This is a genomic window from Nocardia sp. NPDC003183 (genome assembly GCF_053590715.1).
In genome coordinates, this window is sequence record NZ_JBSFTG010000017.1 from 43,244 (window position 1) to 63,357 (window position 20,114).

A 20,114-nucleotide genomic window follows, 5' to 3' on the forward strand; every position below is an offset into this window, starting at 1 on the left:
AGGCCTCCAGGTGCTGCGCGGGGTCGGGCGGTGTCGTCATCGGGCGGTGCCCGGCGGGGTAGGGCAGTGGCGGGTGATCGCCTGGTCATAGATCGCGAGTGTCTGCGCGGCAACGGCCGACCAGCTGAACAGTTCGAGAACGCGGACACGACCCGCCGCGCCGAGGCGCTCACGGCGGTCGGGATCGTCGAGCAGTTCGCCGAGCACCCGGGTCAGTGCGTCCACATCGCCTGGCTCGACCAGCTCGGCGCACTCGCCGACGACCTCGGGCAGCGCGCCTGCCCGGCTGGCGACCAGCGGTGTCGCGCTGGCCATCGCCTCGACGGCGGGCAGCGAAAACCCCTCGTACATCGACGGAATGCAGGCGATCTCGGCAGAGGCGAGCAACTCGGCGAGCTGCTCGTCGCTCATTCCGCTGACCGGGGTGACGATATCGGCGATACCGAGTTCGGCGATCAGCTTCTCGGTGGGGCCGTTCGGTTCCAGCTTCGCGACCAGCCGGAGCTCGACATCGCAGGTATGGCGCAGCCGGGCCACGGCTCTCAGCAGGTGTGCGATGCCCTTGAGCGGCTTGTCGGCGCTCGCGACCGCGACGATGCGCCCGCGCACCCGCGGTGTCTCGCGCGGCCGGAACAGGTCGGTGTCCACGCCGAGGGGGACGGTATGCAACTGTCCGGGCCGCACGCCGAAGTCCTGCGCGATATCGGCGGCCGAAGACGAGGACACCGTGATGAGGTCCGGAATCTGCTGTGCCACTTGCTGTTGCATGCCGAGGAAGCCGTACCATCGCCGCACGAACAGCTTGCGCCGCCACGGGGTCGCGGCCAGATCGACCGCGCGGTCGCGAGTGATCGGATGGTGAACGGTCGCCACCAGCGGCAACCGCTCGGCGATGGCGAGCAGACCGTAGCCCAGGCACTGATTGTCGTGCACCACATCGAATTCCGTGGCGCGCGCGGCCAGCAGTTTGGCCACCCGCAAGCTGAACGTGCGCGGTTCGGGGAACCCGGCCGTCCACATGGTGGCGAGCTCGAGCAGGTCGACACGATCCCGGATCTCGCGGGGATGCGGTGTGCGAAAAGGGTCTTCGTCGCGGTACAGGTCCAGGCTCGGTACCTCGGTGAGCCGCACCCGCGGGTCGAGATCCTCGGGATAGGGCTGGCCGGAGAACACCTCGACCTGGTGGCCGAGATCGACGAGCCCCTGACTCAGGTATCGGACGTAGACACCCTGCCCGCCGCAATGCGCCTTGCTCCGATATGACAGCAGCGCGATCCGCATCAGTGCACCGTTCCCGACTCGTAGCTGACCTGCCAGTGTTTGATGCCGTTGATCCAACCCGATCGCAGCCGCTGCGGCTCCGAAACCTGGGACAAATCGGGCATCACGTCGGCGATGGCGTTGAAGATCAGCTCGATCTCGAGCCGGGCCAGGTTCGCGCCGACACAGAAGTGCGCGCCGGTGCCACCGAAGCCCAGATGCGGATTGGGGTCGCGTGAGATGTCGAAACGGAACGGGCTCTCGAAGGCATCCTCGTCGAAATTGGCTGAGCTGTAGAACAATCCGACCCGCTGACCGGCGCGGATGAGTTGCCCGCCGAGCTCGGTGTCAGCGGTCGCGGTGCGCTGGAAGACCGTCACCGGCGTCGCCCAGCGCACGATTTCGTCGGGCGCGGTCCGTGGCCGCTGTCGCTTGTAGAGCTCCCACTGATCCGGATTGTCGATGAACGCCTTCATCCCGTGGGTGATGGCGTTGCGGGTGGTCTCGTTGCCCGCGACCGCGAGCAGGATCACGAAGAACCCGAACTCGTCGGAGCCCAGCGCCTCCCCGTCGAGATCGGCGTGCACGAGCCTGCTGACGATGTCGTCGGCGGGATCGGTGCGGCGCTGCTCGGCCATGTTCCAGGCGTAGCCGAGGATCTCCATCGCCGCGGTGGACGAGGCGTCGGTGGTCGTGGCGTCGCCGTACTCCGGGTCGTCGTAGTTGAGCATCTGATTCGACCAGTCGAACAGCTTGCGGCGGTCCTGCTGGGGGACGCCGACGAGTTCGGCGATGGCTTGCAGCGGAAGCTCACACGCCACCTGTTCGACGAAATCACCACCGCCGGCCGCGCGCGCCGCGGCCACGATCGCGCCCGCTCGTTCGGTCAACGCCGCGCGCAACCCCTCGACCGCGCGCGGCGTGAACCCTTTGGCGATGATGCGCCGGATCTTGGTGTGTTTGGGCGGATCCATGTTCAGCAGCAGGGCACCGGTGAGTTCGATCTGCTCGGGTGTCACCTCGCCGGGCAACCGGATCACCGAGCCCTTTCGCTCGGAGGAGAACAGCTCCGGATTGCGCGAAACCTCCTTGATGTCCTCGTGTTTGGTGATCACCCAGTAGCCGCCGTCGCGGAAGCCGCCCGACTGCGCGTCGGTCTGGGCGTTCCACCACACCGGTGCGGTCCGGCGGAGCTCGGCGAATTCCTGGACGGGGTTGCGGGATTCCCACAGGGCCGGATCGGTGAAATCGAATCCGGCGGGGATGGATGTCGCGGACACAGTGACCTCCGCTCGCGCTCAGCGCTGCCTGCGGCGGTAGCGGACGCGGCAGGGCTGCTGCAACTGCACCACCATCTTCGAATGGTCGTTGCGGTAGGTGTCCGACGGCTGTGCGAGCTCGAACTCCCAGTCCCGCAGCAGAATCGAGAAGATCGCCTTGAGCTGCATGAGCGCGAACGGCGCGCCGACACAGCGGTGCCTGCCCGCGCCGAACGGAATCCAGGTCCAGCGGTTGAGGATGTCGTCCTGGCGTGGGTCGAGATAGCGTGCGGGATCGAAGGCGTCCGGGTCGGGGAAGTCCTCCGGAATCCGGTTGGAGACCGCGGGGGTGGCGGCCACCATGTCGCCGGGCTCGATGCGGTGCCCGCACACCTCGAACTCACCGCGCGCCAGGCGCATGAGGATGATCAGCGGCGGATGCAGTCGCAGTGTCTCCTTGAGCGCGGCTTCCAGATTCGGAATCTGGCGCAGCGCATGGTGACTCACGTCGGCGCCGTCGGCGTAGAGCTCGTCGAGTTCGGTGACCACCCCGGCCAGTGTCTCGGGGTGGCGCAGCAGTTCGATGATCGTCCAGGCCGCGGTGCCCGAGGTGGTGTGGTGGCCGGCGAACATCATCGAGATGAAGATGCCGGTGATCTCGCTGGCCGAGAACCGCAGCGCCCCGTTCTCGTCCTTCACCGAGATGAGGACATCGAGCATGTCGCGATCGTCTTTGCTGGTGGGCGGATTCGCCTCGCGTTGATCCATGATCGCCTGCACCAGCTCGACCAGCGCCGCACGCGCCGCGTCACGCCGGACGAAACTCTCGATCGGCGCGTACGGGTCCACGTAGGCCAGGGCGTCGGTGCCCTGCTCGAGCTCGTGATAGAGATGCGCGAAACGTCCGTCGAGCTGATTGCGGAACTTCACCCCGATCAGACACGCCGAAGAGGTGTAGATGGTCAGCTCGGCGAAGAACTCGAGCAGATCGATCTCGCCCTCGTCGTCCCACTGCGCGACCATCTGATCCACTTCACGGGCGATGGTGCCCGCGTGCCCGCGCATGTGATCCGCGCGCAGCGCCTGGTTGTGCAGCATCTCCTTGCGGCGCTCGGGGGGTGCGTCGAACACCACGCCCTCGCCGAAGATCGGCTTCATGAAGGGGTAGGCCGCGCCCTGGTCGAGATCGTCGTCGCCGGCCCGGAAGAAGAATTCGTTGGCCTCGGCGCCGGACAACAGGACGACATCACGTCCGGCGAGCTCGAAGGATCCGACATCGCCGCACTCGGCGCGAACGCGTCGCATCAGGGCGATCGGATCGGTACGGAACTCGGCCAGGTGCCCGTGTTCGTCCTCACCTCCGGACACGCGCTGCGGTTTGACCAGCGTCATTGGAAAGTCCTTCCCGGAATACTGTCCAGACACTAAATGGACATGTGTCTGGACAGTACTACGGCTTCCGGATGCGCGACAAGGTTCGCACCGAATCCGGCGGACGGTGTGTCAGCTGTCGGTGGCGGGCGTGGCCAGCAATCGTCGCGCGCAGATCTCGAGCAGATCGGCGACTTGCGCGTAGGACAGCAGGCCCATCCCGCCCTGGAGAAGCGCCCCGGAGTACAGCAATTCGAGCGCGGCCAGGCTCTCTGGATCCTTGGTGCCCAGGGCGTCGCCGAGCCGGTGGCGGATCTCGCGCCCGATGCGTACGCGGAGGTGCCGCACGTCGGGATCATCGCCGAGCATGGCGCTGCTGACCGCCCCGGCCAGTGCGGGTTCATCGGCCACCAGCATCGAGACCTGGCGAAGAACGGCGACCACGCGCGCGGTCTGGTCGGCCTCGCCGGTCGCCAGCGGTGGCATGGCGACCAATCGCCGCCAGAACACTTCGGAGATCAAATGTTCCTTGGAGGAGAAATACGTGTAGGCGGTGGCGGTGCCGACGCCCGCCGACGCGGCGACGAGCCGGATCGTCGTCCCCGAATAGCCCTCGCGCGACAGCACATCGACGGCGGCGAGGGTCAGGCGGTCCACCGTATCGGCCTGCTTTTCGGTCAAGCGTCGTCGAGTTGCTTCGATGCCGGTAGGCGCGATTTCGGACATGTGTCTGGATGGTACTACAGCCTGGTGTACGGACCAATGAACGAGTCATGGTCTTGCGTCTGATCGATAAACCGAACTATATTCCGTACACCTGTCCAGACACGTATCGGAGCCTCGCTATGAACGGCCTCGTCCCCGCCGAAGGCACACCACTGTTGATCGGCGGCAAGTTGATCCCGGGTGGCTCCGGTGTCTTCGCGACCATCAATCCCGCCACCGAGGAGGTGCTCGGCTACGCCGCCGACGCCTCCGGCGCCGACATGGAGGCAGCCATCGCCGCGGCGCGCACCGCCTTCGACGAGACGCAGTGGTCACGCGACCCGAAGTTTCGCGCGCACTGCCTGCGCCAGCTGCGCGACGTACTGGGCGAGCACCTCGAGGAACTGCGGGCGATCACGATCGCCGAGGTCGGCACACCGGTCATGCTCACCAGCGGGCCGCAACTGGAAGGGCCGATCGCGGACCTGTCCTACGCCGCCGACCTGGCCGAGAACTACACGTGGGAAACCGATCTCGGCACCCGGGACCTGATGGGTATCTCCAGTCGCCGGGTGATCCGGCGCGAGGCCGTCGGTGTCGTCGGCGCCATCACGCCGTGGAACTTCCCGCACCAGATCAACCTGGCCAAGATCGGGCCCGCGCTGGCCGCGGGCAACACCGTGGTGCTCAAGCCCGCCCCGGACACACCCTGGTGCGCGGCGGTGCTGGGCCCGCTCATCGCCGAGCACACCGACATCCCGGCCGGGGTGATCAATATCGTCACCTCCTCCGATCACGGCCTCGGCGCACAGCTGGTCCTCGATCCGCGGGTCGACATGATCACCTTCACCGGCTCGACCCAGACCGGTCGCTCGGTGATGGTGGGCGCGTCGGCCACGCTCAAGCGCACCTTCCTCGAACTGGGCGGCAAATCCGCTGCGATCGTGCTCGACGACGCCGACATCGCTGCCGCCGCGAGCTACACCGCGTTCACCGTCGCCGTCCACGCGGGCCAGGGGTGCGCCCTCACCACGCGGCTGCTGGTGCCGCGCGAGTCCTACGACGCCGCGGTCACCGCCGCGGCCGGCGCGCTCCGCGGCCTGGCTGCCGGTGACCCGACCAACCCGGGAACCGTCTGCGGCCCCGTGATTTCCGAGCGTCAGCGAGCCCGGGTGGAGCGCTATCTCGAGATCGCCCGCACCGAAGGCGGACGGATCGAGGTCGGCGGCGGCAGGCCCGCGGACAAGGAACGCGGGTACTTCATCGAACCGACGCTGATCAGTGGACTCGACAACACCGCGACCGTCGCGCAGGAGGAGATCTTCGGGCCCGTGCTCGTCGTGATTCCACACGACGGCGACGACGACGCGATCCGGCTGGCCAACGAATCGCCCTACGGCCTGTCGGGTTCGGTGTGGGGCACCGACCCCGACCGGCTCGACCGGGTCGTCTCGGGGGTGCGCACCGGGACCCTGAGCGTCAACGGCGGCCTCTGGTACCACGCGGACGCGCCGTTCGGCGGTTACAAGCAGTCCGGCATCGGCCGGGAGATGGGCGTCGCCGGTTTCGAGGAATACCTCGAAACCAAGCTGATCGCCACCCCCGCCTGACCTCACCGACCCCATTCACACTCAGGAGCTGAACACCATGGCACGTTTCACCGGTCGCACCGCGATCGTCACCGGCGCCGCGCAGGGCATCGGCGCGGTCTACGCGAGCGCACTGGCCGCCGAAGGCGCCAATGTCGTTGTCGCCGACCTCAATGCCGAGCGCGGCGAGGAGGTGGCCGAGCAGATCGTCGCCGACGGCGGGGTCGCCGCCTTCCGTCGCGTCGATGTCGCCGATCCCGAATCCGCTGTCGCACTGGCGGAATTCACCGTCGCCGAGTTCGGCGCGATCAACCACCTGGTCAACAACGCGGCCATCTACGGCGAGATGAAGCTCGATCTGCTGCTCACCGTGCCGTGGGACTACTACAAGAAGTTCATGGGCGTGAACTTCGACGGCGCGCTCAATGTGACGCGCGCGGTCTGGCAGCCGATGATCGCGGCGGGCGGCGGCTCGATCGTCAACCAATCATCCACCGCCGCATGGCTGTACTCGGGGTTCTACGGGTTGGCCAAGGTCGGTATCAACGGCCTCACCCAGCAACTCGCCACCGAGCTGGGTGGTTCGCGGATCAGAGTGAACGCCATCGCGCCCGGTCCGATCGATACCGAGGCCACCCAGACCGTGACGCCGGGAAACATGGTCAAGGACATGGTCAAGCGCATCCCGATCAAGCGGATGGGCACCCCGCAGGACCTGGTCGGCGCCTGCCTGTATCTGCTGTCGGACGAGGCGAGCTGGGTGACCGGCCAGATCCTCAACGTCGACGGCGGGCAGATCATCCGATGACGACCGAATCCGTCAGCGCCCCGGTCGGATTCATCGGACTGGGCAATATGGGCGCGCCGATCGCGCGGCGGCTGCTGGACTGGCCGGGCGGGCTCACGGTCTGCGATGTCAGGCCGGAGGTCATCGAGCCGTTCGTCGACGCGGGTGCGCGTGCGGTCGCCGAGCCGGCGCAGGTCGCGACACACGCGCGGATCATCTGCGTGACGGTCATCGACGATGCGCAGGTGACCGAGGTGCTCACCGGCCCCTCGGGAATTCTGCGTACCGCGGCACCGGGCACGGTGGTTGCCGTGCACTCCACCATCAGCGACCGGACGGCGCAGGAGCTGGCCGCCCGGTGCGCCGAGCACGAGGTCGAATTCGTCGACGCGCCCGTCAGCGGTGGCGCACCCGGCGCGACCCGGGGGAGCCTGGCTGTGATGGTCGGCGGTAGCGCCGCCGCGGTGGACCGGATCCGGCCGCCGTTCGGGTGCTTCGCCGACCTCGTCGTGCACGCCGGTCCGGTCGGCGCGGGAACACGAATGAAGCTGGCGCGCAACCTCCTTCACTTCATCTCGTTCACCGCGGCCACCGAGGCGCAGCGCCTGGCCGAGGCCGCCGGGCTCAGTCTCACCGCACTCGGCAAGGTGGTCCGCCACTCCGACGCGGTGACCGGTGGGCCGGGCGCGATCATGCTGCGCGACACCACCGCGCCGATCGACCCCGACGACTTCTGGTTCCCCATCCTGGGCCATGTGCGCGATCTCGGCGAGAAGGACCTCTCGCTCGCGCTCGACCTCGGCGACCGGCTCGCGGTCGACCTGCCACTGGCGCAACTGGCCCTCGCCCGTCTCGCCGAGGGACTCGGCGTCGCCGAACCCGCGCTCGACAAGGAGATCTCATGACCGCCCACGGAGAAGCCCCCGCCGACGTCCGCAAGCGTGGCCTGGCCAAGATGGCCGAGGTCTACGGCTGGGAATTCGAGGACGGCCCCGGCCAGCACTTCGCCGTCACCGCCGACCACCTGTTCGCCGACATCTGGTCGCGGCCGGCCCTGACCGTGCGCGAGCGTCGGCTGCTGCTGCTCGGGGCACTCACCGCGCAGGGCAATGTCGATGTCGCCGAGATCCAGATCGGCGCCGCTCTGCGCAACGGGGAGCTGTCCGAGGAACAGTTGCGGGAGATCGCGCTGTTCCTGTGCCACTATGTCGGCTGGCCCGCGGGGACGAAGCTCGACGGCACCGTCGGCAAGGTGATCGCGCAGGAGCGTCGCAAGAAATGATCGACCCCGTTATCGCCGATCCGCGATCGCTGTAGCGTGCGGACGATGGTTATGCCGAAGAATCAGCCGAAAGGGCTGAACTCGCCGATGACGACCCGGATCATCCGATACGGGTCGCGCGCACAGGCGTGGGTCTATCGCCGCACCAACGGCCGCGTCGGCGGTACCTGGCGCATCGGTGCCGGGTTCCGCAGCCCGGTGCCGACGCTGCTGCTCGAACATCGAGGTCGCAAGTCCGGCAAGATCTTCGCCGCGCCGCTGCTCTATCTCGTCGACGGCGATGACCTGGTCATCGTCGGCTCCCAGGGCGGCCTCGCGAATCATCCGCAGTGGTATCGGAACCTGCTCGCAGATCCGAACGCCCATGTCCGGATCCGCAGCGAGCACTACCCGGTGCTGGCCCGCGTGGCCGACGCCGGCGAGCGTCAGCGCCTGTGGCCGTTGCTGACCGGCCTCTACGCCGATTTCGATGCCTACCAGTCCTGGACCGACCGCGAGATTCCGGTCGTGATCCTGTCGCGCACCTGAGCCCTCAATCGGCCGCGAGCCGGTCGTCGTAGGCACGACGGGCATCGCGGTCGACATCGATGAAGGTGCGGTGCACGCCCAACCGCCGAGCCATGAACTCGCCGAACGGGCGCGGGGTCAGCTTGTTGACGGCGGCGAGAACACCTGCCGTGCGGGTGACCGAGACACGTCGGCGTGGCCGGGCGATCAGGGCGGCGACCGCGGCGGCGACGTCGGCCGGTTCGGCGAGCAACGCACGCGGAGCGCGAGTTCCGGCGATCATCTCGGTGCGGGTGAACGTCGGCAGCACCGCGGAGAACCGCACGCCGGTGCCGCGGTGTTCCAGGCGCATGGTCTCGGTGAAGCTGAGCACCGCCTGCTTGCTCGCGCAGTAGGTGGCCATTCCCGGCGTCGGGTTCTCACCCGCCATCGAGGCCATGTTCACGATGTGGCCGCGGCCGCGGGTGAGCATCGGGGGCAGCGCGAGCTTGGTCCCGAGCAGGACCCCGTAGACATTGATGCCGAGAATCCGGCGGGTGATCTCGTCGGACTCCTCGGTGAACCGGCCGACCGGCATGATGCCCGCGTTGTTGATCAGCACATCGACAGGGCCGCAGGTCTTTTCGACCTCGGCGAGGAAGCTCGCGAACGACGCGGGTTCGGTGACGTCGAGGTGTCGCGCCATGGTCGCGCCTATCTCGGCCCCGGTACTCGCGACCGTGCTCGCATCGATATCGCCGAGGGCGACCACCGCCCCGGCCCCGGCCAGTTCGCTCGCTACCGCACGTCCGATGCCGCGCGCACCGCCGGTGACAACGACTACTTTGCCCGCGATGGACGGCGTGTTCGATGCATCAGACATGTGTCCAGATTGTATTCTGGACAGGGTTACGAATAAACCCCGGCCCCCGCGCCGCCATGGTCTGGTTCACCGACGCTGCGGGACTGGCGAGTAACATCCGGACGCATGTCTGAAAGCGATTCCATCAGCCTCGAAGCGACCCGGCGTCGATTGACCGGGAAGCAGGCCGACACCGTCGAACGGCTGACCAGGGCCGCGCTGGTGGTGCTGACACGCGATGGCTTCTCCGGCATGACGATCCGGCTGGTCGCCGCGGAGGCGGGCGTCGCCACCGCGACCGCGTACACCTACTTCTCCTCCAAGGAGCACCTGGTCGCCGAGATCTTCTGGCGGCGCCTGCTGGCCTCGCACTCGCCCGCGAGCGAGGACCCCGACCCGACGGTGCGGGTGCTGGCCGAGCTGCGCAACATCGCACTGCTGGTGGCCGAGGAACAAGAGTTGTCCGGTGCGGTCACCGGCGCGCTGCTGGGCTCGGACCCGGATGTCGAACACCTGCGCACCCGCATCGGCATCGAGATCCGCAGCAGGCTCGCGCGCGCACTCGGCCCCGACGCCGACAACGAGGTCATCGAATGGCTCGAGATCATCTACGCGGGCGCGCTGGTGCGGGCGGGCATGGGCTACGAGTCGTACTCCGAAATCGCCGACCGCATCGAACGAGCCGCGCTGAGGATCCTGCGCACCGCCTGACAATCAGGGTTCGAAGCTCACCAGCATCTGTTCCAGCGCGGCCTGATCGGGACCGACGAACGGCGCGGCCTGCGGCGCCTCGGCAAGCATGTCCCAGTACTGCGACGTGCGTCCACCCGCGGGCGGAAGATGCGTACTGAGGATCCGTCGCGGGTCGAAGGCGCGCAGCGCCGACACGGTGGCGAGGTACTTGCCCTCGTCCACGACGTGCACCCACGGGCTGTCCACCGCCGCCCAGAGATGCTGTGCCGCGCGAATCGCGGCCGGCGGCGTGTAACCCACATCGTCGGCGGTCGCGAGTTCGGCGCTGGGCAGCGGAGCGCCGAAACAGTCAGAGGTGAAGCATGATTCGCTGCGTTCGTCGTAGAACCCGACAGTGCTCGGATTGTCGAACAACGGTGGGCGAAACGCGGTGAGGCGTCGGTCGCCGACATCGAGGGACTGCCCCGGGTTCAGCAGGTACACACGATCCATCGGGACCGGTCGAGCGCACGACATGATGCCCAGGCCGGCGAATGTCGTGATCAGCCGGGCGTTCGGGGCGGCATCGAGCAGGTCGAACAGCGATCCGGTGTGGTCGCGATCGGGATGGGTGAGCCAGATCCATTCCACGTCGGCCGGATCCACGATCGAACTCAGGGCCGCCATGAACCCGCGGTCGGGAAGGCTGAGACCGGTGTCGACGACGACAGGTTCCGCCGCGTGCAGAACGTAGGCGTTGACCGGGATATGGCCGATGCCGGGAACCTCCAGTTCATCGGCGAGAACAGTGATGTCGTGCTGGATTCGATTGATACGCATGATGCTTCCTCAATCCTCGACATCGACCCGGATGATCGAGCGCGCAATGACGGCGAGGTCGTCGGCGGTCGGGTCGTAGCCGCGCGTGACCTTCAGCCCGAGTTCGAAGGGGCTGGCGCCCTCGTCCATGGCCGCTCGCATCGCGGCGCCGACTCGGGCAGGCGCGGCATCGAGGAGCACGGCGTGACCGTGGCGGATCTGCCCGCGATGGGTGGTGGTGACGGGCGCGCCGCCGACCAGATTGTGGCGCCATGGTCGCTCGGTGAAGATCAGCGTCTCGTCGTCGACATGGTGCAGGCAGACCGGGATCCGCAGCGTGCGGCCGGTGCGGCGGCCGGTGAATTCGACCATTCCCTGCCGGCGAATGCGACTGCCGAGCAATCGCGTCGCCAAGATACGCCGCACGACAGGATTGATCAGGCGCATCAACTGCGGTGGTGGCGGACTGAGGCGCACAGGTGTGGTTCCGGTATTCGTCATACACCGAGGCTAGGAATATCCCGGTCGCCGCGACATTCCACAAATCTGGTATTTCCCCTGGTCCGGCCGCGGCCTACCGTTGATCTGTGAGCACGGATGCGAGGCAACGCGCCGCCGACAAGATCGGGCGGTTGTGCCGAGAGCCGCACGATCTGGTGTCGCTGTGGCAGGAGACGACGGAGGTGCTGGCCACCGCCGTCCCGCACTACTGGACGCCGTGCTGGTACACCCTCGATCCCGCGTCGCTGCTGATGACCAGTCATTTCCATCTCGGCCTCGCCGAGTTTCCGCCGCAGTGGCTGGCCGCGGAATACGGTGAGGAACGCCACGGCATCGTCGATGTGGTCAGGTCGGCGACCGGACTGTCGACCTTGCACGAAACCGTCGGCGGCGACCCGTCGAAAAGTGAACGGTGGCAACGCAATATGACGATGGGTGGGGATCAGGAATTGATCGCGCGACTGCGCACCCGATCCGGCGAGGTGTGGGGAGCGCTCGCGCTCTATCGCGAGCCCGGCGCCGCGATGTTCGACGCCACCGAGAAGGAGTTCGTGGCCACCGTGGCGCCGACCCTGGCCGACGGCGTGCGCCGGGCGCTACTGATCGGGCAGGCAGGCGAACCCGAATACGCGGACTCGCCAGGTCTGCTGGTGCTCAACTCGGCGTGGGAGGTCGAATCGGCCAGTGCCGGGGTGCGGCGCTGGCTGTCGGACCTCCCCGACGGCGACTGGGACCGGGAGAAACTGCCGAGTGCGGTGATCACACTCGCCGCCCGCGCGCTCCGCAACGCGGCGGACGACCGACCCGACGAGGTACTCGTGTCCCGAGCGCTGACCAGGTCGGGAACCTGGGTGGTGTTGCACGGTGCCCGCCTGACCTCGTCAGCACAGACCAGGGTCGCGGTGATCATCGAACCGGCCCACCCCAGCCGCATCTACCCGCTGCTGATGTCGGCCTATGGGCTCACCGAGCGTGAACGCGACGTCACCCGGCTGGTGCTCCAGGGTGCCTCGACCTCGCAGATCGCCCACGACATGACCGTCTCCGCCCACACCGTGCAGCAGCATCTGAAGAGCATTTTCGACAAGACCGGCGTCCACAGCCGGCGAGACCTGGTCGCCAAGGTGTTCTTCACCCACTACGAACCCCGCTTCCGGGACAACGAGCAGCGCGTCACCGCCACCAAACCGATCCGGGGTGGGCCCTGGCCGACGTACTGACCTAGGTGCCGACGGCGGTGGCGAGCAGGACGCGCAATTCTTCGACGACCTCGTCGAGCGCGGTAGTCGAGCGGTGGACACGGCACAGGATCACCGCGCCTTCGACGCTCGCGATCGCCATCGTGGCCAAGCGTTCGGCGCGTGCCGGTGCGACGCCTTCCGCGGCGATCGCGACGGCCAGGGTGTCGTGCCAACGCTGCAGGATGGCGGCGACCTCGGGTTGCAGGTGGCGGTCCTCGGGCGCCCCGCCTACCGCCACCGACACCACCGGACAGCCCGCCTCGAAATCGGACGTCAGCAGGATCGCCGTCCAGAACTCGGCGATCCCGGCCAGCACCCCCGCGGCGCCCCGCTCGGCGGCCTCCTCGATGAGGGCGCTGATCGTATCGCCTGCGAGAGTGAGCGATTCGGTCATGATCTGGGCGCGCCCGCCGGGGAAGTGGTGATACACCGAGCCCCGCGGAGCGCTACTGCGAGCGAGTACCGCGTCGACGGTCACGCCCGCCGCGCCGCGTTCGCGCAGCAGTTCGATCGCACTGCCCAGCATCTTCTGCCGAGTGTTGGTGCGAGCTCCCACCGTCAGGCCTCCTTCACCGGCGCCGTGAGCACCTCGATACGGGCGGGAACGTTCTTGTGCCAGGGGCTGCCGAAGAACTTGTCGCGTCGCGACGTCGAGGTCAGCGTATTGAGCGCGACACCGACGACTGCGTCCGCGCCCGGATAGGCGACACCCATGCCGTTGGGGAGTGAAATGTGTCCTGCCTGCATCATCTCGCTGATCTCGATCGACGTGGTCGCCGAACCGGATTCGGTGACCACACGCACCCTATCGCCGGTGCTCAGCGCGAGCCGCTCGGCATCGGCCACCGCGATCCGCAGAGCGCCCTCACGGTCGCGGCGGCGCCAATCCGGGTTGCGGATGATCACGTTCGCCGTGAACGCGCGCCGCTCACCGGCGGACAGGGTGAACGGGTACTCCTCGCTGGTGTAATCGGGGTCGACAGCGCAGACCGCGCGCAGTTCGTCGAGCAGTTCCGGGATGGCGGCGTGGATCTTGCCGTCGGCGTGCTGGATGTAGCGCCACGCGTCCTCGTAGCGGTCATCGGAGAACAGCACCCCTTCCGGGTGCGCGCGCACAGCCTCGAACAACTCCTCGGCCTGCCCGAACCCGGATCCGGTGAACCCCGCCCTGGCCACGGCGTCGGGCTGGGAGATCACGCACAGCAGCGCGAATCCCCATGCCAGCGCCAGCGCGGCTTCCCCCTCCGGAAGGCTCGCGCCCAAGGTCCGGTACAGCAGATACGGTGTCAGCCCGGCCAGTTCGGGGCGCGCCTTCAGCGTGGAGAAGAGTGCGAGCGCGAACGCCTCCCGGCTCACCCGTGCCGCCGCGGCCAGCTCCGCCAGCAGCCGGGGCTCGACCACGCCGAGACGGTCGATCACCGCACCGTAGATCTCGGGTTCGGGACGGGTGCCCGGCAACGGCGCCATCAATGGCGCGCGCACCTGAAAGCTGTTGTGCGGGAAGTGCAGCGTGAACAGCGACGCCTCATACTTCTCGAACTGGCTCGCCGCGGGCAGCACATAGTCGGCCTGGCGAGCGGTCTCGGTCATCGCCACATCGACGACCACCGACAGCTCCAGCGACCGCATCGCCGCCACGAATCGCGCCGAATCCGCCAGCGAGTGCGCGGGATTCGACGAATCGATCCACATAGCCCGCAGCCGGTCGGGGTGGTCGGTGAGGATCTCGTCGGCGATGGAGTTGCACGGGATCAGGCCGTTGAGAATCCGGGCCCCGGAAACCGGTGTGCGCGTAGGGCTGTCGGCCATGCTCAGCTTGTCCGCGATCGTGCGGGCGATCGGCACCGCCACAGCGTCGAAGAACACGTCGAGCGTGGTGCTCGCCGTCAGCCCGGCCACATTCCGCGAGATCGCGCCACGCCCAGCGGTCGCGGCGATCAACCGGCGCGCGGGCGTGGCACCGTAGCGCATCGCCACGGTCGCGACGCCGCGCCGCACGCGCTGTGCCCTACCCGCCCCGGCCTGCCTCGGGATGGCGTGCCAACGGCCGGCGAGCGGGAACATCCATGAATGAATATGGACCCCGCCGGGTTTGGCGAAGTTGCCGGTCAGGATCCACAGCATCTTGTTCAGGTAGGCGACCAGGGTGCTGTTGGGGGACTGCTGCACGCCGAGGTCCTCATAGGTGGCGACGCTCTTCGCGGCGGCGATCCGGCGCGCGACGGTGCGGATCAGCGTCTCGTCGAGACCGCAGCGGTGCGCGTTCGCGCTGATGTCGACCGCCCGCAACGCTCGCAACACCGGTTCGGCACCGGTCGTGTGTTCGGCCAGCCACCCCTCGTTGTGCAGGTTCTCCTGCACCAGCGTCGCCGCGATCGCCGACACGCACCAGGCGTCGGTGCCCGGCTTGACCTGCAGGTGATAGTCGGCCAGCGCCGCGGTCTCGCTGACGCGCGGGTCGATGACGATCATCGTCCGGTTCGGATCCCGCGCGATCTCGCGCAGCACCGGCCGCGCCTGCGCGATGCCGTGGGACTGCCAGGGGTTCTTGCCGACGAAGATCGCGACTTCGGTGTGCTCGAAATCGCCGGTGGTGTGATTGCCGTAGAGCTGGGAATCGACCCAGGATTCGCCGGTCTTCTCCTGCGCCAACGCATTCGACATATACCGGCCACCGACTGCGTGATACAGCGCCCGGCCGTAGGCGCCACCGAGGTGATTGCCCTGCCCGCCCCCGCCGTAGAAGAAGATCGACTCGCCACCGTGCGCGTCACGAACCCCGGCGAGCTTGGCGGCGATCTCGTCGAGCGCGGTATCCCAATCGATCGGCTCGTACGTACCGTCGGCGGTGCGCCGCAACGGAGTGTCGATGCGGTGCGCGCCCGCCTGGTACTTGTCGAGGCGCAGCGGCTTCTCACACGTGTAGCCCGCCGACCCCGGATGTTGTTTGTCGCCACGAATCTTCACCAGGTTGCGGCCATCTGTCTGGATCTCGAGACCGCAGTTGCATTCACAGAGAATGCAGGCCGTCTTGCGCCACTGCGCGGTCTCGGCGGTGTTGTCATCGGATTCCGGGCTGGTCAGACGCATGCTATGCAGTATTGCATAGAACAGGTCATCGGCGCGGGCTGCTGGCGATCAATACGGTCGATGACCTGGTCTTCCGCGTCGGCCGACACGAATCGGCGGTCGTTACGCCGAACAGCCCGGTGGTGGAGATTTTGTGACGAGCGCCGCAAGTTTGCTAGGACTATTGCCGGGAACACAGTCCGCGTCTCATGATGGTCTTCTGACCAACTTGATGCCGAGGAACCGCTGTGACGCATTTCGCCGCCCGCCTCAACGAACTCTTCGACAACCCCTCGGGTCCGGACGTGCGTCAGTGCACAAACCGTCAAGTGGCGCGCATGCTCCAGGCGGCCGGCCACAGCATTTCCGCACCGTATCTGTCCCAGCTACGGTCCGGGAATCGCGAGAATCCCTCGGCGAAAACTGTTTCGGCGCTGGCCGAGTACTTCCAGGTCACGCCCGATTACTTCTTCCTCACCCCGCATCACGGCGTCGACGATCACACACTCATCCGAGCCCTCGAACTCGAGGAACCGCGCGCCCTGCTGCTGCGTGCTGTCGGCTTGTCGAGTGAGGCCATGGACATCCTCGTCGCGATGGCCGAGCGTCTCCGCGTCAGTGACCGATTGCTCGCCATTTGCCTCGACGATTGACCTAGCGGTCCGCGCACTGGATCACCGCAACCGCTCGTCCGAAGATCTTCCTTCCGTCCTGTGTGGCGGTGACCGCGATCGTCGCGGTCTTGCGGTCTGCGTCGACCGCCTTCACTCTGCCGGTGTATTCGACGATCGCTCCGCTGTCGCAGACGTAGACCGGGCTGGTCAATCGCACCGCGTATTCGGTCACCACGCCGGGACCGCCCGCCCACGAGGTCACGTATCCTGCGCCGATCCCGATCATCAGCATGCCCTGTGCGACAGGCGATTCCAGATTCACCGACGCCGCCGCCTCCTTGCTCCAGTGGATGGGGTTCGGGTCGCCGGCCACGCCCGCGTAGTTGACCAGGTCGCCCAGCGTCACAGCCACGATCCTGGGCGGGAGCTCGTCGCCGACAGCGACGGTGCTGAACGGCACCATATTCCGGCCCGGGTCCGCGGTCGGTGCCGGGCGCGGTGGCTCGCCACGCTCGGCTGTGTGGTGTTGTCGCGGAATCGACGAGCCATGACGGAAGTTCTGCATCAGCAGTCGGTCGCATATTCGCGCGGCGGCGAAATTCACCTCCCGCCGGCCGACGAAGGACGTGCGGGTGGTGACGACTTCCTTGCCGTACTGGTCGGTGACCGCACACTTGAAGCCGAAGATGTCGCCCCCGAACGCCTTACGGCGCGATTCGAGTCCGACCTCGAAGCGCAACGAATCGCCCGCGAGGATCGGCCTGTTGACGATGAGGCCGTGGTCGGTCTGCATGATCTGGCTCAGGTCATAACCTTCGGCCACACGATCGAACATCTCGATCTGGGCAAGAAACGCGGGGATCGAGACGAAGGTCAACGGCGCGACCAGGCCACCGTAACCGTGGTCTTCAGCCGCTTGCTCGCAGCGGTGAGCGGGATGATCATCTTGAACCGCACGGGCGAACTCCCGGATCTTCTCGCGCCCGACGACATAGCAGTCGCCGGTTCGATAGGACTGCCCGACCGTCGTCGCGGAGGCGACCGAATCGGCGGGTGAATCGAGCAACCTGGAGTCGTCTGGAGTTGTCCGCACACTCAGCAAAGTAACCAATAGTTAGCCTGGCGAGCGATATTTGCTGTTCTCAGAGTGTCGCGGTCTGATCGATCTGCTCGCGCAAGATGTCGCCGTGACCTGCGTGGCGGGCGAATTCCTCGATCATGGCGAGCAGAGTCCACCGCATGCTGACAGTCCCCTCACGGGGATTGTGCTTGGTGTCGTCCAGGTCGAACCGGGCGGCGATCGCCCGTGATCGGCTGCTCGCACGCTCGAACTCCGCGATGACATCGGCCAGCGACTCGTCGTCGGCCACGGCGAACGTGCCCTCGTCGCGTTTCGAGTACCCGTCGCATTCGGCTTCGTCGAGCCCCGCCCAGAACCGCTGGAACCAGATCCGCTCCGCGGCGGCGGCATGTTTGATCAAGGAAATCGGTGTCGTCAGCGACGCGACAAGCCGTCGCCGAGCGTCGGCGTCGGACAACCCGCGTGCGGTCGCGATGAGCGCTTCACGGTTGCGATCGAGTGTGTTCTCGATGATCGTTCGCTCGGCGCCGGTAGTAATTATGTTGGTAACCATGGACTTTCGCTCCATTCTCTTGCTGATCGAAGGCTCGGGGGTGTCTGGCAGTCGGCAGGGCACGGCTCGGTGGGCTCAACACGGCCAGTGACGGAGGCGAACCAGAGGAGGGGAAACTGATGTGTTTCGTCGCGGAACGCGCGCTGACCAAGGCGATGCGGGTCGATCTTCACCGCAGCCGATACCGGTCGAGCGCCGAAGAACTCGACGCCGCCTGCCGTCAGTCTGTCATGTCACTGGGGTTTCTGTGGGATTCGGCCCAACCACGTCAAATCTCGGGACACAAGAAAACCCCCTCCGACCCAGGTCAGAGGGGGTTTTCACTGTCGGGCTGACAGGATTTGAACCTGCGACCACCTGACCCCCAGTCAGGTGCGCTACCAAGCTGCGCCACAGCCCGTTCTTGCCCCCGTCTCCGGGTGCTCGAAAAGATTACCTCACCTCTTGGTGAAGGTACTAATCGGCTGGTAGGGGCACCTTTTTATCGATCCGGAGGAGTGTCGGCGTCTTGCGCCGGAGCCCACAACCGCGCCGAGTTCGTAGGGATCCCATAGAAGTCTGCGCGTATCAGGAGCCCGACCTTGCCAGAGCGTTCATGGCTTGTGCGCGCGGGTCGGTTCGTGTGGCCCTCGGACGTGACGTGCGCCCGTTCGGCACATTCTCGCGGCGGTCACGCCTCCGCCCGTGCACCGTGTTTCCTGCGTGGCTGTTGCCGCAAACTGCCCGCAGGCCATGGGCGTTCATCTGTCGATGGACAAACAGGTGCGGTGTGCCGTCAGCGCACGCGGATCTTGGAGGTGGTGGGCCGGCAAGCGGCCAGCATGAGCATCAGCTCTTGGGCGAGATCGCGTGGTTCGAGTTGCCGCGAACGGCACGCGCGTCGATTCGGAATGGGCGCCGTCGATTTCGTGCCTGATCAGCCAACTATCTGACGCTTGCCGACCCGGGAGTGGAGACGGCTGGCCGTGTTGGTGGTTTGTGGGTTCGGCAGTCGATGCTTCCGTCAGCTCGGTCGTGGCGGGTGCCGTGTCGGTGTGCCGTGGGGCCGTTGCTGCGATCGTATGATGACCCGACTTACTCACTTGCCCCGTCCATCGTTGGAGAGACCTGAATGTCAAACATGAAGTGGCGCGTGTTCGGTACGTCGGTGCTGATAGCGAGTGCCACGGCCATGATCTCATCAGGGCCTGCGATGGCGGAGCCGCAGGGCTGCACACTGGACCGATCGTGGGGCGGAGCGAGTGCCCATTGCGGAGGCGATGGGACCTATATTCTGGAGGTCGACTGTTTCGGCGTGAGCGTGTCCGGTGGGCAGCCGTTCGGGCCGTACTACAAGTCAGTCGTCGGTCATACAGATCCGACTTTGGACCCGATCTTCAACTACCCGCAGCGGAACTGCATGAACCCTTTGACGCTCGGGCAGGTCGGTATTGCTACCGATGCGCGTATTACATTGGTGCCCACTCGGCCCGCTCCGTCGAACGCTTACGAATAGTGATCAGGCGTGGAACCTGGGTTTGCGTCACAACGTTTCGGCGTTCACAGAGGTAATCTTTTCGAGCACCCGGAGACGGGGGCAAGAACGGGCTGTGGCGCAGCTTGGTAGCGCACCTGACTGGGGGTCAGGTGGTCGCAGGTTCAAATCCTGTCAGCCCGACAGTGGAAACCCCCTCTGACCTGGGTCGGAGGGGGTTTTCTTGTGTCCCGAGATTTGACGTGGTTTGGCCAAATCCCACAGAAACCCCACGTTTTTAACCTGAACGACCGTCCAGTCGTCTCGCGGGGCCGCTCAATCGGGGTCGCCGGAGAGGCGGTCGATGTGGTCGGTCGACGTGGCTGTCGCGGCTTTTATCCAACGACTGACCGCGCGCCGAGCTTCAGGGGATCGCCTCCTCCGGAGGAGGGAACGGACCACTGGATCGAGGGGAGTTGACACCGCAGCGCGGACCTCTTCGATGTGCGT

General features: G+C 66.7%; 19 protein-coding genes and 2 tRNA genes. 9 read left to right on the forward strand and 12 right to left on the reverse strand.

What is annotated here, in order from left to right; translation table 11 throughout:
• Positions 1-36 precede the first annotated feature (36 nt).
• The 4 genes from ACWDXS_RS30960 to ACWDXS_RS30975 form a co-directional block, all read right to left on the reverse strand.
• Positions 37-1,281, reverse strand: a complete 1,245-nt coding sequence (locus ACWDXS_RS30960) for a glycosyltransferase family 4 protein (RefSeq protein WP_449971160.1) — start codon at positions 1,279-1,281, stop codon at positions 37-39.
• Positions 1,281-2,540 carry a cytochrome P450 gene (locus ACWDXS_RS30965; protein ID WP_387446584.1) on the reverse strand — a complete coding sequence of 420 codons (1,260 nt, stop codon included), beginning with the start codon at positions 2,538-2,540 and terminating at the stop codon, positions 1,281-1,283. Before ACWDXS_RS30965 ends, ACWDXS_RS30960 begins: the two co-directional genes overlap by 1 nt.
• Before the next feature lie 18 nt (positions 2,541-2,558).
• A complete protein-coding gene (locus tag ACWDXS_RS30970) occupies positions 2,559-3,911 on the reverse strand; it encodes a cytochrome P450 (protein ID WP_378630323.1) in 1,353 nt (450 codons plus the stop codon).
• A 111-nt stretch (positions 3,912-4,022) separates the two neighbouring features.
• A complete protein-coding gene (locus ACWDXS_RS30975; RefSeq protein ID WP_449971164.1) occupies positions 4,023-4,616 on the reverse strand; it encodes a TetR/AcrR family transcriptional regulator in 594 nt (197 codons plus the stop codon).
• 119 nt (positions 4,617-4,735) lie between these two features.
• Here ACWDXS_RS30975 and ACWDXS_RS30980 point away from each other — a divergent pair, with 119 nt between their 5' ends.
• Genes ACWDXS_RS30980 through ACWDXS_RS31000 form a run of 5 tightly spaced genes read left to right on the forward strand, consistent with a single transcriptional unit; the run spans position 4,736 to position 8,781 of the window.
• Complete coding sequence (locus ACWDXS_RS30980; RefSeq protein ID WP_449971167.1) at positions 4,736-6,205, forward strand: aldehyde dehydrogenase; 1,470 nt, start codon at positions 4,736-4,738, stop codon at positions 6,203-6,205.
• 37 nt (positions 6,206-6,242) lie between these two features.
• Entirely contained in the window at positions 6,243-6,992 is a 750-nt protein-coding gene (locus ACWDXS_RS30985; protein WP_378992734.1) for an SDR family oxidoreductase, read from the forward strand.
• Entirely contained in the window at positions 6,989-7,876 is an 888-nt protein-coding gene (locus ACWDXS_RS30990; RefSeq protein ID WP_387446586.1) for an NAD(P)-dependent oxidoreductase, read from the forward strand. Before ACWDXS_RS30985 ends, ACWDXS_RS30990 begins: the two co-directional genes overlap by 4 nt.
• Positions 7,873-8,253, forward strand: a complete 381-nt coding sequence (locus ACWDXS_RS30995; RefSeq protein WP_449971170.1) for a carboxymuconolactone decarboxylase family protein — start codon at positions 7,873-7,875, stop codon at positions 8,251-8,253. The genes ACWDXS_RS30990 and ACWDXS_RS30995 overlap by 4 nt, the downstream gene beginning before the upstream one ends.
• A 51-nt stretch (positions 8,254-8,304) precedes the next feature.
• Positions 8,305-8,781: a nitroreductase family deazaflavin-dependent oxidoreductase gene (locus tag ACWDXS_RS31000; RefSeq protein WP_387447009.1), complete on the forward strand. Its 477-nt coding sequence runs from the start codon at positions 8,305-8,307 to the stop codon at positions 8,779-8,781.
• A 4-nt stretch (positions 8,782-8,785) separates the two neighbouring features.
• Here the strand turns inward: ACWDXS_RS31000 and ACWDXS_RS31005 are convergent, their stop codons facing one another.
• On the reverse strand, positions 8,786-9,622 hold the full coding sequence (locus ACWDXS_RS31005) for an SDR family oxidoreductase (protein WP_449971173.1): 837 nt from the start codon (positions 9,620-9,622) through the stop codon (positions 8,786-8,788).
• A gap of 105 nt (positions 9,623-9,727) precedes the next feature.
• Here ACWDXS_RS31005 and ACWDXS_RS31010 point away from each other — a divergent pair, with 105 nt between their 5' ends.
• Positions 9,728-10,312, forward strand: coding sequence for a TetR/AcrR family transcriptional regulator (locus ACWDXS_RS31010; protein WP_449971176.1), 585 nt, complete (start codon positions 9,728-9,730; stop codon positions 10,310-10,312).
• A gap of 3 nt (positions 10,313-10,315) precedes the next feature.
• Here the strand turns inward: ACWDXS_RS31010 and ACWDXS_RS31015 are convergent, their stop codons facing one another.
• Together ACWDXS_RS31015 and ACWDXS_RS31020 are read right to left on the reverse strand one after the other, a co-directional pair.
• Complete coding sequence (locus tag ACWDXS_RS31015; protein ID WP_449971179.1) at positions 10,316-11,113, reverse strand: MBL fold metallo-hydrolase; 798 nt, start codon at positions 11,111-11,113, stop codon at positions 10,316-10,318.
• 9 nt (positions 11,114-11,122) lie between these two features.
• Positions 11,123-11,593, reverse strand: a complete 471-nt coding sequence (locus ACWDXS_RS31020) for a grhN (protein WP_449971181.1) — start codon at positions 11,591-11,593, stop codon at positions 11,123-11,125.
• Between the two features lie 86 nt (positions 11,594-11,679).
• Between ACWDXS_RS31020 and ACWDXS_RS31025 the strand changes: the two genes are divergently transcribed.
• Positions 11,680-12,813 carry a helix-turn-helix transcriptional regulator gene (locus ACWDXS_RS31025; RefSeq protein ID WP_449971184.1) on the forward strand — a complete coding sequence of 378 codons (1,134 nt, stop codon included), beginning with the start codon at positions 11,680-11,682 and terminating at the stop codon, positions 12,811-12,813.
• Position 12,814: 1 nt separating this feature from the next.
• Here ACWDXS_RS31025 and ACWDXS_RS31030 read toward each other — a convergent pair whose 3' ends face one another.
• Together ACWDXS_RS31030 and ACWDXS_RS31035 are read right to left on the reverse strand one after the other, a co-directional pair.
• Positions 12,815-13,390 (reverse strand): TetR/AcrR family transcriptional regulator, encoded by a 576-nt coding sequence (locus tag ACWDXS_RS31030; RefSeq protein WP_378992749.1) that lies wholly within the window; start codon positions 13,388-13,390, stop codon positions 12,815-12,817.
• Between the two features lie 2 nt (positions 13,391-13,392).
• Complete coding sequence (locus ACWDXS_RS31035) at positions 13,393-15,924, reverse strand: molybdopterin-dependent oxidoreductase (protein ID WP_449971187.1); 2,532 nt, start codon at positions 15,922-15,924, stop codon at positions 13,393-13,395.
• 227 nt (positions 15,925-16,151) lie between these two features.
• On the opposite strand from ACWDXS_RS31035, the gene ACWDXS_RS31040 reads away from it, so the two are divergent.
• Complete coding sequence (locus ACWDXS_RS31040; RefSeq protein ID WP_378992752.1) at positions 16,152-16,556, forward strand: helix-turn-helix domain-containing protein; 405 nt, start codon at positions 16,152-16,154, stop codon at positions 16,554-16,556.
• A 1-nt stretch (position 16,557) separates the two neighbouring features.
• On the opposite strand, the gene ACWDXS_RS31045 is transcribed toward ACWDXS_RS31040, so the two are convergent.
• The 3 genes from ACWDXS_RS31045 to ACWDXS_RS31055 form a co-directional block, all read right to left on the reverse strand.
• Positions 16,558-17,610 (reverse strand): fused (3R)-hydroxyacyl-ACP dehydratase subunits HadA/HadB, encoded by a 1,053-nt coding sequence (locus ACWDXS_RS31045; RefSeq protein ID WP_449971191.1) that lies wholly within the window; start codon positions 17,608-17,610, stop codon positions 16,558-16,560.
• A gap of 49 nt (positions 17,611-17,659) precedes the next feature.
• Positions 17,660-18,151, reverse strand: a complete 492-nt coding sequence (locus tag ACWDXS_RS31050) for a DinB family protein (RefSeq protein WP_387446594.1) — start codon at positions 18,149-18,151, stop codon at positions 17,660-17,662.
• Between the two features lie 326 nt (positions 18,152-18,477).
• Positions 18,478-18,551, reverse strand: a tRNA-Pro gene (locus ACWDXS_RS31055).
• Between the two features lie 1,183 nt (positions 18,552-19,734).
• On the opposite strand from ACWDXS_RS31055, the gene ACWDXS_RS31060 reads away from it, so the two are divergent.
• Positions 19,735-19,808, forward strand: a tRNA-Pro gene (locus ACWDXS_RS31060).
• Positions 19,809-20,114: the final 306 nt, after the last annotated feature.

Excerpts from the sequence above, each read along its gene's own strand:
- ACWDXS_RS31010 (WP_449971176.1), top strand. The coding sequence starts at position 9,728 with ATGTCTGAAAGCGATTCCATCAGCCTCGAAGCGACCCGGCGTCGATTG.
- ACWDXS_RS30995 (WP_449971170.1), top strand. The coding sequence starts at position 7,873 with ATGACCGCCCACGGAGAAGCCCCCGCCGACGTCCGCAAGCGTGGCCTG.
- ACWDXS_RS31050 (WP_387446594.1), bottom strand. The coding sequence starts at position 18,151 with ATGGTTACCAACATAATTACTACCGGCGCCGAGCGAACGATCATCGAG.
- ACWDXS_RS30975 (WP_449971164.1), bottom strand. The coding sequence starts at position 4,616 with ATGTCCGAAATCGCGCCTACCGGCATCGAAGCAACTCGACGACGCTTG.
- ACWDXS_RS31015 (WP_449971179.1), bottom strand. The coding sequence starts at position 11,113 with ATGCGTATCAATCGAATCCAGCACGACATCACTGTTCTCGCCGATGAA.
- ACWDXS_RS30990 (WP_387446586.1), top strand. The coding sequence starts at position 6,989 with ATGACGACCGAATCCGTCAGCGCCCCGGTCGGATTCATCGGACTGGGC.
- ACWDXS_RS30970 (WP_378630323.1), bottom strand. The coding sequence starts at position 3,911 with ATGACGCTGGTCAAACCGCAGCGCGTGTCCGGAGGTGAGGACGAACAC.
- ACWDXS_RS31000 (WP_387447009.1), top strand. The coding sequence starts at position 8,305 with ATGCCGAAGAATCAGCCGAAAGGGCTGAACTCGCCGATGACGACCCGG.
- ACWDXS_RS31020 (WP_449971181.1), bottom strand. The coding sequence starts at position 11,593 with ATGACGAATACCGGAACCACACCTGTGCGCCTCAGTCCGCCACCACCG.
- ACWDXS_RS30980 (WP_449971167.1), top strand. The coding sequence starts at position 4,736 with ATGAACGGCCTCGTCCCCGCCGAAGGCACACCACTGTTGATCGGCGGC.
- ACWDXS_RS31005 (WP_449971173.1), bottom strand. The coding sequence starts at position 9,622 with ATGTCTGATGCATCGAACACGCCGTCCATCGCGGGCAAAGTAGTCGTT.
- ACWDXS_RS31035 (WP_449971187.1), bottom strand. The coding sequence starts at position 15,924 with ATGCGTCTGACCAGCCCGGAATCCGATGACAACACCGCCGAGACCGCG.
- ACWDXS_RS30985 (WP_378992734.1), top strand. The coding sequence starts at position 6,243 with ATGGCACGTTTCACCGGTCGCACCGCGATCGTCACCGGCGCCGCGCAG.
- ACWDXS_RS30960 (WP_449971160.1), bottom strand. The coding sequence starts at position 1,281 with ATGCGGATCGCGCTGCTGTCATATCGGAGCAAGGCGCATTGCGGCGGG.